This is a genomic window from Thermoclostridium caenicola (assembly GCF_900142095.1).
GTDB lineage: Bacteria > Bacillota > Clostridia > DSM-8532 > DSM-8532 > Thermoclostridium_A > Thermoclostridium_A caenicola.
Genome location: NZ_FQZP01000033.1, coordinates 1 through 12,219 on the forward strand (window position 1 = coordinate 1; position 12,219 = coordinate 12,219).

The window sequence follows — 12,219 nt, forward strand, 5'->3', positions numbered from 1 at the left end:
CTTTTTCTTCCGGTGTAAAATTTCTTCTCTTTTCCATAGTTCCATTCTAACTTATTTTGGCCGTTTTGTCTGTCTTAATTTCTGGTATCATTATAGTTCCTATGGTTGACGAAATGATGCCAGGCTTGACGATTCCGTTTCCAACAGCTCCGGCAGCCTGGTCGCCGCCGCCGCCGACAACAATGGTGCCCTCGGCCAGGCCGGTAAGTTCAGCCGCTTTCTTGGTAACCCTTCCGGTTACCTCCGGGGACTCGTAAACCTTGCCCAGCATGTCCTTGTCGATCCCGAGCTTCTCCAGGATCTCATCGCTCCATTTGCGGTTGGGCACATCCAAAAGCTGCATACCGCTGGCATCCGATACCTCGGTGGCGTACTCCCCGGTCAGGCAGAAACGGATGTAGTCCTTGGGAAGCAGTATCTTGCGCGCCTTTTCATAGATTTCTGGCTCATTGTTCATGACCCATTTGATCTTGGAAGCCGTGAAACCAGTGAGGGCAGGATTGGCAGTGATCTCAATCAGGCGCTCCGCCCCGACAATTGAGGTAATCTGCTCACATTCCAGCGCGCTTCTCTGGTCACACCAGATGATGGATCTTCTCAGGACCTTGTTATCCCTGTCCAGAAGCACCAGGCCGTGCATCTGACCGGAAAGGCCTATACCCTTGATTTCCCTGGGATCAACCCCGCTCTTGGCAAGAACATTCCGGGTAGAGACGCATGTTGCTTTCCACCAGTCTTCCGGATCCTGCTCCGCCCAACCGTTTTTGGGCTGATAAAGCGGGTATTCCTGGGTGTCACTTGCGATTGTCGTTCCCTTTTCATCAAACAGAACCGTCTTGGTACCTGATGTACCGATGTCGATTCCAAGAAGATATGCCATGGTTACCCCACCTCCAACACTTTTTAATCTGACATTATTAAGTCTACTCGATATTATGCCTGATTGCAATAGGCATTTGTATAATTTGAATAATTTATATTCAGTTTGTATTTTACTTTTATTAATCATGCCTGTATGATGGAATCAGAAGCCATCAGCCAAATATTTCCCGCTGATGCCTTATCCATCCGAACACAAACGGAGGACGTTGCACATGATTTACAAGGACCCGGCAAAGCCCGTGGAAGATCGCGTGAAGGATTTACTGTCCAGAATGACCCTGGATGAGAAGATAGCCCAGATGACCTGGGTTAACCTGCTCGACGTGATAACCGACCGCCATACCTTGACCTTTTCCGGGGAAAAGGCATCGGTCAGCCTGCAGCATGGCTGCGGCTACATCAACCGCATCGGCGGCGAAACCGAATTGAAACCCGCCGAGATGGCCACCCTTATCAACCGGATCCAGAAGCATCTCATAGAAGATACACGGCTGGGCATCCCTGCCCTGTTCATCACTGAAGCCACTTCAGGCGTCCTGAGCCGGGATCATACGGTGTTCCCGCAGAATATTGGCGCCGGCGCCATGTTTAACGAGGAACTGGTTTGGGAAATGGGAAATGCCGTGCGGGAGGAAATGCTCTCAACGGGCGAACGCCTGGCCCTGGCACCCGTGGTGGACGTGGTCCGGGATCACCGCTTCGGCCGTTATGAGGAGTCCTATGGTGAGGATGTTTACCTGGTCACCCAATGCGGCATGGCTTACACCAAAGGGCTTCAGTCCGATTCCCTGAGCCGGGGCATCGCAGCCACCCTGAAGCATTTTGTGGCCCAGGGCATCAGCGATGGCGGCCGAAACTGCGCCCCCATCCATGCTACCAAAAGAGAAATTCTGGACAGCTATGCGGTTCCTTTCGAGGCAGCCATCCGCGAAGCAAAAGCAGCCTGCGTCATGGCCGCCTACCATGAGTGGCATGATATCCCCTGCCATGTCTCGGAGGAACTCCTGGTGGACATTCTGAGAAACAGGCTTGGCTTTGACGGGCTTTTGATGTCGGACGGCAGCGGCATAGAACTGGTTAAGGAGTTCCATGATTATTGCGAGACCCTGGATGAGGCCATCGAACTGGCACTTAAGACAGGCATCCAGTTGGAGCTCCTGGAGCACAGCCTGAAGGATAACCTGAAACCGCTGGTTGACAATGGCCGAATCGACCTATCCATCATCGACGCGGCAGTATCCAAGATCCTGTCCCTCAAGTTCCGCCTTGGTTTGTTCGACAATCCCTATGTGGATGTCAGCCGCGTCCGGGAAACTGTCTGCTGCAGGGCCCACAGGGATATTGCCGCCAAAATGGCCCGTCAGTCCCTGACCCTGCTGAAGAACCGGAACAATATCCTACCCCTGTCCTCCGACATCCGCAGCATTGCAGTTGTGGGTCCCCTGGCAGACAAAAAGGAGTTCGCCTACAGCGATTACGCCTATCCCTCCCACATCGAATACATGTACCACCTTTCGGAAACCGTAGAAGGGGAGATCATCCCAACATCCGTCTTTCTGAAGCGGAAGGATACCCGGTTTGAAGATTTGTACCATGACATCAAAACCGTATACCAGGCAATTTTTGAACGGGTAGGCCCGGACACCCGGGTTTACCTGGCGCCCGGCCTTAAAGATACCACCGACTATAACCATGATCCCGGTTTCTTCGCCATCGATGAAGCGGTGGAAGCCGCTTCGAAAGCCGATGTGGTTATCGCCGTATGCGGAGACACCAGTGGCATCGGCTATGAAAACGACAGCGGGGAATCGGTGGATCGGGTGGAGATCGGCCTTTCCAGGGAGCAGAAAGCCCTGTTGAAGGAGCTGAAAAAGCTCGGAAAGCCTATCATCCTGGTGCTCTGCAACGGAAGGCCCCTGGAACTGAGCGATGAGAGCCGGGAGATGGACGCCATCCTCGAGGCATGGCGTCCCGGCATGGAAGGGGCAGATGCCATTGCGGATGCCCTGTTCGGAAAATACAACCCGGGTGGCAGGCTGCCGGTTTCCCTTCCCAAAAGCCTGGGACAGCTTCCCGTCTATTACTCCCAGCACGCCACGGGCAAGACCCAGTTCTGGCGGAACACTTATCTTGAAATGGACACCAGGCCTTTGTACCCCTTTGGTTTTGGCCTGAGCTATTCCCGCTTCAAATATGAGGCGGCTGAGTTCAGCCAGGAAGCCGATCGCATCCGCGTGAAGGTGACGGTGCTCAATGAAGGGCCTTATGACGGGGACGAAGTCATCCAGATCTATGTGCGGAAGCGTTACACCTCCGTCAAGCAACCTGAGCGGGAACTGAAGGCTTATAAGAGGGTATCCCTTAAGAACGGGCAGCGGATTACCGTGGACTTTGACATCCTGTTCGACTCCCTGTGCTATCACAACAAGGACTATGTACTTGGGCTGGAAAACTGCGTCCTGGACGTGATGGTGGGATCCTCATCCGAGGATATCCACCACCAGCAAAGCTTCAGGATCCGGTTTGAAGGCGGTATGCGAAAGGTAAGCCGGCGGGTCTTCACCAACCCGGCTTATATAGAAGCATAGCAAACACGAAGCGGCATCCTGGGCGAAGGCAGGATGCTGCTTTTTTACGCGTACGCATATGGCCTGGTCACTTTTTGTGTGATGTTTTACTTGAATTCAGCACGCTTCCGTCATATAATTAATGTTGCCCCCAGCATTGGGGGGCCATTCGACGAACAGGCCGGCAATTACAACTTCATAATTTGTCATTGCTAAGGCCGAAGAAATGTGCTAAAATATTGAACGTTGCCGTCGGGGTGTGGCTCAGATGGTAGAGCGCTTGGTTCGGGACCAAGAGGCCGCTGGTTCAAATCCAGTCACTCCGACCAGGATAAAAAACGGATTCTGAGAAATCAGAATCCGTTTTTTGCTTTCTATTCATCCCTCAACCAAACCGTCAATATCCTGTATGAGTTCCCGGATAACCTGCTTTAAATCCCCCACACCGCTGTCAATTGCTTTGCTTAACTTATGCCGAACCCTCTTCAGCGCAGCTTCAAGGACGAGAATCCTGTTGCCAAGCTTTCCGGCTTCTACCTCCTGTTCAAAGCTGCTGCCGACAAGGTCACGTTCCGTGAGCTCGCCATCCAGCAGTTTAATCAGATCGCCGATGGCCTCCTGCTCGTCGGAATAATCCTTGAGGTTCTTGACAATCCTGTGCAATCCCGGACCAAGCTGATAAATACCATAGCTCTGATTCTGATTTCTGGAAATGATGATGTACTTGCTCAATCCAATCGGCTCCTTGAATCGATCTGGGACGAAAAGACCAGAAATTATCTCACGTTCCCATTATATCATATCCTGTTGTCTGCGGTGCGTTTAATACTTCTTCAGCGCATTCTCTATGGCCTTGAGGATGACCTTGCTGCTGTTGGTGGCACCGGAGACCGCATCCACATCCAGGGACTGGGCGGCCAGCACCCTGTACAGGATCGCTTCTGCCGGCTTCCCCTTCCCATTTCTGTGCTCAATAAGCGCAATGTCCTCTATCCTGTGGTTTTTCACGGTCACCCGGACTTCAGCGGAAATCCATAACACCTCATGGCGTCCGGTATAAATCCCATCCCCTATCCTGTCCAGGTCGACATCGGATATGGATATGGCGTTAACCTGCTCCCTGTATGTCTTCAAATCCAACAGCGTTTTGATGCCGAAGCTTCCTCCTGCGATCACAATGGCCAGCAGTATCGGTATCAGGACTTGCTTTTTCTTCATAAAAACAACCTCGCCCAATCTTGTATTTGTATAATTGGTATACGTTAAAAACTGCCAAAGGTTTGATAAATTTTGAGCGAGGTTATAAAATCATCCACGGCCATATCCTGCCTGCAGACGCTGAAGCTTATTGCAGCCTCTCCAGCTTTTGGATGGACTTTCTGTCCTCATGCAGGATCTCGCCGGCAACATCCCGCGATTTCTCGTCGAGATCTCCCCTCAGCACCTTTTCGGCCATATTGACGCCCCTGGTCTCTCCTTCAATCGCCTTTTTGATGATCTCGGACGTATCCGCATCAGGTCCCAGATCCAGGTTTACCTTGATTTCTCCCATGGTTCCCTTAAGGCCAAGGTTTTCTTCCGGCCGGCCGCCGATTTCCTGAATATAGCCTGCCAGCCTGTCGATGTTCTTTCTGTGCTGTTTTTGGATATCCATAAAGGTTTGCCTGACCTTTTCATCCCTCAGCCTGGATATGAAGTTGTTGAAACTCTCAACCGCCATGTATTCCCCTTGCAGCAGCTGATTGAGGGATTCGATGGTTTCCTGGTGATGTGACATGTTGATGCCTCCTTCATAAAAAGTATCTTGCCCGTGCCTTATCATTCCCGTTGCAGCAGCGAATAAACCATGCGCCCTTTTCCAAAGGAAAAATCTTGCCCTGAACGGTTGGCAGCATCTCGGATGCTTTTTGATTATCCGTATGCCCACAAACCGGGCCGCCGTTTTTCGACTATTTTTATGACAGGATAAGACAACATACCCGATACAGCCGTTTTTTTGCTGTTGGTTGTGACATTCGGTCAAAAATTGGGTATAGAATTAAGAAGAATTATGTAAAACTTAACGATCTTTCTGTATTCAGAAAAGGACAAAATCAATAAGGAGGCGCTTATGGTAGGGGGAGAACCTCAGAAGAAAAAACACATTATCATTGCAAAGTTCTCGTCGGTTATTACCACATCTGTCATTTGCATTCTGCTTCTCGCTCTGCTCTTCATTCCGATGATTTCCGGTGATGCGGTATCCGGTAATGTGGTCGCCGCCGGTCCATTTAACTATTCCCATGTCCTGGTCATACTTGCCCTTTTGGCCGCCGTCATTCTGCTGCTCAACACCTCGAAGTTTTTCTCATCGCTGGAGCACGTAAACAACAATGCCAAGCAGCTCGCCTCCGGAGAACTGAACATCAGCGATATCCGGCTGGATCAGGCGCGGGGACTCGAAGTGCTGGCCAGGGCGTTCAATGATATGAAATCCAACCTGCTCAGCTTTATCGAACTGACCAAGGGAAATGTGATCGTGCTGTCGGATGCCATTGACAAGGTCTCCAGGAGCATCGAGATGAGCTACAAGGGCAACGAGAATATCGCCGACAATATCAACCATGTGGCCGAAAAGGCACAGGAACAGCTGAAGATCGTCAACAGGACCATCGAAGGCATTGAGGACATCAGCCAGCGGGTTGATGCCATCATCACCAATATCAGCAACATTGAAAATTATGTGGAGGAAAATGCCAGGATAACCAGGTCCGGAACCGAACACATGGACCAGTTCTACGCGCAGATCAACACCATCTCCGATAATCTGAACAACACCTACGAGTTCTTCGAAAAGCTCAATACCGAGATTAAGGAAATTACAGAGGTCAGCGAGTTCATTATCCGCATCAGTGAGCAACTGAAGCTTCTGGGAATCAACGCGTCCGTTGAGGCTTCAAAAGCCGGTGAATACAGCAAGGGATTCACGGTCGTGGCCAACGAGATCAACCAGCTTGCCGCCAAGACCAAGGACGGAATTGCCAGAATTCAGTCCATTGTTGAAAGCATCATTAAAAACAGCGGCTTTGTCAGCGAAAGCATCAGCAGCTGCGTAGCCAGCTTCAACAACAGCAAGGAAACCTTCAATACCGTGAAGGAATTCTTCCATACCATCAACAGTCAAAGCGCCTTGCTGAACAACGGCATGCGGGATATCTATACCCAGATCAACCAGATCAACAACTTCACCAAGGAAACCAACACCATGGGTGAGGCGCTGCACTCGGCTTCCATTGAAATATCCCAAAAGACACAGGAGATTGCCGCCGTCACCAAGGAAGAACTTGCCGAACTGGAAAAAATCAAGCAGAATACGCTGCAGCTGAACCAGATGCTCACAACCATCCAGAACCTTACCAGAAAGTTCCGGACAGCCATTGTTCCGGTCGCCAAGACCAGCCCCAAAAAGCTCAAAATCGCTTTCATGTCGCCGCTGGACCATACCTTCTGGGTATCTGTCCGCCAGGGCGTCCTCTATGCCCAGAAGGAACTTGAAGACAAGAATGTTCACGTGGAGTACCGCGGTTTTCCGGCAGGCTATACCGCAAAAGAATTCGTGGAGGCCCTTAACAATTATATTGAACAGGGTTACGACGCATTTGCCGCTCCCGGTTTCTTTGTGGAAACCTTTCCCATCTTCAACAGGCTTGCAGCAAGGGGAATACCGGTTATCAGCTTTAACCATGATTTCCCCAAGGATGTGAAGAGGCTGGCCTATTACGGACCCGACAACTACCAGCAGGGTGTGGAAGCCGCCAGGCTGATGGCCCGGGCTCTGAACGGAAAGGGCAATATTCTCGTGGCACGCAGGGATTCCGGAATCGAGACCGGCATCCATGAACTGCGTACAAAAGGTTTTGTCGAACAGCTCAAGAGCTTCAGGAAGATAAAGATTATCGGGTATGTGAACGTGGAAGACACCTATGACACCGTCTATAAGCAAGTGAAGAATTTCCTTGACAATAACAGGAACGTAGATGGCATCTTTGTGGCAGGGGGCGGGCCTACCGGCGCAGCACAGGCCATTGTTGAGGCGGGCCTGAAAGGCAGGACCAAAGTGGTATGCTTTGATCATGACAAGGATATCTTTAAGGCCATCCGGGACGGCATCATCTACGCGGCTATTGGTCAGGATCCCTTCGGACAGGGACATGATCCCATCATCTATCTCTACAACTACCTGGTGGCCGGGGAGAAACCGCCCAGCGACCACATTCCGACCCGATTTGATGTGGTGGATTATCATAATGTGGACGATTTGATGGAAGCCTGAAAAGGCTGACAGGTAAAGGCGCCCCATGGGCGCCTTTCACATTCCGGCAAAGCAAAAGTGGCGTTATTCAACGCCACTTTTCTGCTACTCGATATGAATGACGCTGACGGGACAGCTGTCCGCAGCCTCTTTGGCAGAATCCTCCGCCTCGGGAGGCACCGGATCCACATAAGCTTCCGCCTTGTCGTCATCTCCCATTCTGAAAACATCGGGGCATATGGATGGGCACAAGCCGCAGGAAATGCAGCCGTCTTTGTCAACCCATGCTTTCATGAGCATCACTCTCCTCATTAACTTAGTATACCCTGATCACATCTTATCAAAACGCAGGAATTTCCCAGGGCCATTCTGTAAATCCGGAAATTCATTCGGAAATGGCTTTTCCCCTGACCATGAACATGAACAGGAGCCCGATGGAGAACATGACCCCGCCATAGAGAAACAGCCAGCCCTGTCTTTTCGTCAAATCGGCCACCAGTCCGTACAGGATGGGACTGGCTATACTGGCCGCAAAGGTAAAGGCATAGTAGTAACCCGTATAGCGCCCCGTTTGTCCTGCAGGTGCCATCTGTGTCACGGCCGGGTAAGCATTGGCATTGATAAGTGCCCACCCCACACCGCAGATTAACAGGGAAATGGTTGTCCAGGTGTAGTCGGGAATCAGGACGATACCGAGAAAAGCGGCTACGATCAGGGCATTTCCGAGAAGCAGGGCGCGTTTTCTGCCCATCTTGCTTCCCAGCACACCGCCGGGATAGCAGCATACCATGAACGTCAGCACCATGGGAGCCATCATCTGGGTAGCATCACCGGGATTCATCCCGAACCGCTCCTTGCAGAACAAGGTGAAGAAGGAGTTGATGGCTTCAAAACCACAAAACCAGAAAAACACGGTAAGCAGCATAAAGAGCAGGGATGGCCTGAACAGCCCCTTCCTTCCTCTCTCCCCCTCCCTGGCATCCCCATCCTTTTCCTCATCGGAGTCGGCAGCGAAGGGAGTTTCCGGCTCCCGATAAAACAGGACCAGCACCAGCAAAGCGAGCAACATAAGTCCCGAATCCAGCATGAACGGATAGATTTTGCCCAGCTTATAGAGGGAACCTCCGAGGGTCAGGGCGATTATGGTGCCAACTCCCCCGATAGCAACAATGATGCCGTTGGCCCGGCTTCTCAGGCTGGGCGGAATGGCATCGGGCATAAGCGCCACGGCAGGCGCCCGGTAAACGCTCATGAAGAAGTTCATCAGGATGACCAGGACCATGATGAAGGCCAGGCTGAGGTTATGCCGGGGAAAGAGGGAATCCAGCCTGTCATACCAGGGTATGAAGAAAAAGAATAATGCTGATATGGGGATTCCTACAAGCAGGAAAGGCATCCTCCGCCCAAAACGGTTTTTGGTCCTGTCGCTGAGCCTTCCGAAGAAGGGCTGGAAGATTACGCCAAACAGGTTGTCAATGGTCATGATGGCTCCGACAATGGTTGAGCTTTTTATCAGGCCGCTCAGAAAGACGGGCACATAGCTGTTGTAAATGCTCCACGCCAGGCTGATGGTAAAGAAAGCCAGGCTGATGATCAGTGTCTTGGCAAGGTATTTTCGCATGTATGCTCCCCCTGGATGTTCCCATAGATTTTATGCATTCGGCAAATCATAGTTCATTCATTCATATAGACAAGCTCTGTGGAATAATCGGTCACTTCAAGCCATCCGTCGTTCTCTATATATCTGATGACCGTGGCAAGCATGCTGTCCGCATGGGCAGCTTCATTGGAAACGCAGGCTATCCCCAGCTCACAGCGGTTCCAGGAATCCAGATCACCGGTTTCTGCAACCGAGATATTGAACTTATTCTTCAGCCGTTCTACCAGGCTTTTGACCAGCCGGCGCTTGTCCTTCAGGGACTGGGGATCACTGGAGAACAAACGGACTTTCATAATCCCGATAACCATACTTACAATCCCTCAACATCCCGATATCATCATTTATTGCCATTCAAATTGGGTATGTATTGATTATAATGAATATATAGAAAAAGTAAACATCCTGCGGAGGAATTTATTTTGCCAAAAATTCTGCTCATCGATGATGAAGAGATTATACTTGAGAATCTGAAATTCATACTGGAACTTGAAGGCTACGAAGTCGCAACGGCTTCCGATGGTCGGGAAGGCATCCGGGTATTATCCGAAAGCGGGGATTTCGATACGGTCATATCGGATATGAAGATGCCCGGTCTTTCCGGGCTGGATGTCATCCGGGCGATCCGGGCCATCGACCCCGACCTGGGTATCATCATCCTCACCGGTCACGGGGATATGGATAACGCCATCCAGGCCATGAAGGAAGGCGCATTTGATTATCTGAACAAGCCGGTCAATGCCGACAAGCTGATCCTGTGCCTTGAACGGGCTATCCGGAAAACCGCCCTTATCCGCGAGAACCGCCGTCTCAATCAGGATATCGTCAGGAAAAACCTCTTTTTCCAGAACATCAACGAGACCGCCCGCCAGATTCTGATGAACATGCTTCCCAAGGAAGTACCCGACCTGAACGGGATCAGGCTTTCCTGCATCTACCACTGCTGCGACAACGTGGGCGGGGACATGTACGATGTCTTTGAAATCGGCGATAAAATCGTCTTCTATGTTTTCGATGTCTGCGGTCACGGGCTATTGTCCGCCGTAACCACTATGGTCCTTAAATCGGCCATCAACAACCTCAAGTACCTTTATCGCAACGCGGGAATGATACCCGACATTGTGGAAATCGTAGAGAATGCCAACAGCGAGATGTATGCCAATACGGCATCGAACCTTTTTGCCACGCTCTTTATAGGCATTTACGACAGGAAAAGCCATGTACTGGAATACATATCCGCAGGGCATGTGGATCAGTATCTAGTTGCGGGCAGCAAAATACAGACCCTCTCTTCAACAGCAACCGTCATTGGCTTGTTTGAGGATTCCCGTTTCAAATCTGCCAGGTTGACCATACGCCCGGGAGACAGGCTGTATCTGTTCACTGACGGCATCATCGAAATATGGAAGGATGACGTGATTCTGGCCGCCGACGAGATCACGCGTATCCTTTCCGGCAGCAGCGAAAAAAGCCTGGAAGAGAACATCCGCATGATCCACGATAACCTGATGGAACTCTATAAAGACAAGAAACCCGATGATGATATCACCCTGCTGGGTATCGAGTTCACCCATTAACGGAGGGCTTGGCATTGAGAAGAGACAGTATAGCTCAGCTGAGAAAGATTGCCCGTCTGGTGCGAAATGCGCCCAGCCATAGCGCCATCATCCTGACAGACAGGAACAACCGTGTCATCCTATGGAACCATGGCGCCAAAAAGCTGTTCGGATTCCGCCCCGAAGAGGTTATCGGACGGGAATGCCCTATTGACTACAAACCTGTCGGACAGAACCTCAATCCTGGCGAGAACCAGGCTCCCGATACCGAAGCGGACAGCTATTCCTGCCGCACAACTATCGCAACCAGGGACGGAAAAAGGCTTACCGTCTATATCAGCGCTTCACGTCTCAGGGAATCGGGCAGAATCCTGGGACACCTGTTCGTTGTGGAGGACCTCACCGACGAGATGGTCCAGGAAAAGCTCTGTCTGACTTTTCCCGACGATCTGGAGCGCATCGTCAAGAAAAGAACCGATGAGCTCAGAGAAAGGGATGCCCAGATCATCCAGTCAGCCAAAATGGCTACCCTGGGCGAAATGGCCACGGGTGTTGCCCATGAGATCAACCAGCCCCTTGGCGGCATCAGCCTTATCACCCAGGGACTGTTGAGAGCCCTCCATAAGGGGAAACTGACAAACGCCATGCTGGAAGACCGTCTGAACGCCATAACCGCTCAGATCGATCGGATCAACAAAATCATAACCCACCTGCGCACCTTCGGCAGGCAGACGCCCGAATCCCTGTCGAAGGTTCATGTGAACCGTTCGGTCATGGACGTTTTTGACTTTGTCGGCCAGCAGCTTAAGAACCACAATATCAAACTGGATATCGACCTGGATGAAAAACTTTCCTATGTCCTGGCTGACAGCAACCGGCTTGAGCAGGTTCTGCTGAACATGATTACCAATGCCAGGGACGCGATGGATGAGCAGGAAAAACGTGTCCGGCATCTCCTTGCCACACGCCATCCGCCGCAGTGGGCTGTCAACTGGGAGAAAAAGCTGTTCATACGCACTTACAGGGATTCAGGCTATGTGGTCATCGCTATCGGGGATACCGGTGGCGGCATCCCTGAAGAGATCAGGGACAAAATATTTGAACCCTTTTTCACCACCAAGGAGGTCAATAAAGGAACAGGCCTCGGACTTTCCATCTCTTACGGCATCATCAGGGAATACGGGGGCGACATCAGCCTGGTAACAGAGATTGACCAGGGAAGCACATTTTTCATCAGGCTCCTGGCATTGGAGGCATAACGGACAT

10 protein-coding genes, 1 tRNA gene and 1 pseudogene are annotated in these 12,219 nt (G+C 51.2%); 5 read left to right on the forward strand and 7 right to left on the reverse strand.

Annotated elements, in window-relative coordinates; genetic code table 11:
* Positions 1–94: 94 nt before the first annotated feature.
* Positions 95–880, reverse strand: a pseudogene (locus F3H12_RS08945) (xylulokinase); the annotation flags it as partial.
* 214 nt (positions 881–1,094) lie between these two features.
* Here F3H12_RS08945 and F3H12_RS08950 point away from each other — a divergent pair.
* Positions 1,095–3,470 carry a glycoside hydrolase family 3 N-terminal domain-containing protein gene (locus F3H12_RS08950; protein WP_188118463.1) on the forward strand — a complete coding sequence of 792 codons (2,376 nt, stop codon included), beginning with the start codon at positions 1,095–1,097 and terminating at the stop codon, positions 3,468–3,470.
* Between the two features lie 232 nt (positions 3,471–3,702).
* Positions 3,703–3,778: transfer RNA gene (locus tag F3H12_RS08955), tRNA-Pro, on the forward strand.
* Between the two features lie 49 nt (positions 3,779–3,827).
* Here the strand turns inward: F3H12_RS08955 and F3H12_RS08960 are convergent.
* From F3H12_RS08960 to F3H12_RS08970, 3 genes are all read right to left on the reverse strand, one after another.
* Positions 3,828–4,181 (reverse strand): hypothetical protein, encoded by a 354-nt coding sequence (locus F3H12_RS08960; RefSeq protein ID WP_149679003.1) that lies wholly within the window; start codon positions 4,179–4,181, stop codon positions 3,828–3,830.
* Positions 4,182–4,271: 90 nt separating this feature from the next.
* Entirely contained in the window at positions 4,272–4,667 is a 396-nt protein-coding gene (locus tag F3H12_RS08965; RefSeq protein WP_149679004.1) for an FMN-binding protein, read from the reverse strand.
* A gap of 127 nt (positions 4,668–4,794) precedes the next feature.
* Complete coding sequence (locus tag F3H12_RS08970; RefSeq protein ID WP_149679005.1) at positions 4,795–5,226, reverse strand: DUF2383 domain-containing protein; 432 nt, start codon at positions 5,224–5,226, stop codon at positions 4,795–4,797.
* A gap of 333 nt (positions 5,227–5,559) precedes the next feature.
* Here F3H12_RS08970 and F3H12_RS08975 point away from each other — a divergent pair, with 333 nt between their 5' ends.
* Positions 5,560–7,761: a substrate-binding domain-containing protein gene (locus F3H12_RS08975; RefSeq protein ID WP_149679006.1), complete on the forward strand. Its 2,202-nt coding sequence runs from the start codon at positions 5,560–5,562 to the stop codon at positions 7,759–7,761.
* Positions 7,762–7,845: 84 nt separating this feature from the next.
* Here F3H12_RS08975 and F3H12_RS08980 read toward each other — a convergent pair whose 3' ends face one another.
* From F3H12_RS08980 to F3H12_RS08990, 3 genes are all read right to left on the reverse strand, one after another.
* Positions 7,846–8,034: a ferredoxin gene (locus F3H12_RS08980; RefSeq protein WP_149679007.1), complete on the reverse strand. Its 189-nt coding sequence runs from the start codon at positions 8,032–8,034 to the stop codon at positions 7,846–7,848.
* Positions 8,035–8,125: 91 nt separating this feature from the next.
* Positions 8,126–9,361, reverse strand: coding sequence for an MFS transporter (locus F3H12_RS08985; protein WP_149679008.1), 1,236 nt, complete (start codon positions 9,359–9,361; stop codon positions 8,126–8,128).
* Between the two features lie 53 nt (positions 9,362–9,414).
* Positions 9,415–9,708, reverse strand: a complete 294-nt coding sequence (locus F3H12_RS08990) for a DUF503 domain-containing protein (RefSeq protein ID WP_149679009.1) — start codon at positions 9,706–9,708, stop codon at positions 9,415–9,417.
* A 111-nt stretch (positions 9,709–9,819) separates the two neighbouring features.
* On the opposite strand from F3H12_RS08990, the gene F3H12_RS08995 reads away from it, so the two are divergent.
* Together F3H12_RS08995 and F3H12_RS09000 are read left to right on the forward strand one after the other, a co-directional pair.
* Positions 9,820–10,974 (forward strand): PP2C family protein-serine/threonine phosphatase, encoded by a 1,155-nt coding sequence (locus F3H12_RS08995; protein WP_149679010.1) that lies wholly within the window; start codon positions 9,820–9,822, stop codon positions 10,972–10,974.
* Positions 10,975–10,988: 14 nt separating this feature from the next.
* Positions 10,989–12,212, forward strand: a complete 1,224-nt coding sequence (locus F3H12_RS09000) for a PAS domain-containing sensor histidine kinase (protein ID WP_188118464.1) — start codon at positions 10,989–10,991, stop codon at positions 12,210–12,212.
* The last annotated feature ends 7 nt before the right edge of the window (positions 12,213–12,219 follow it).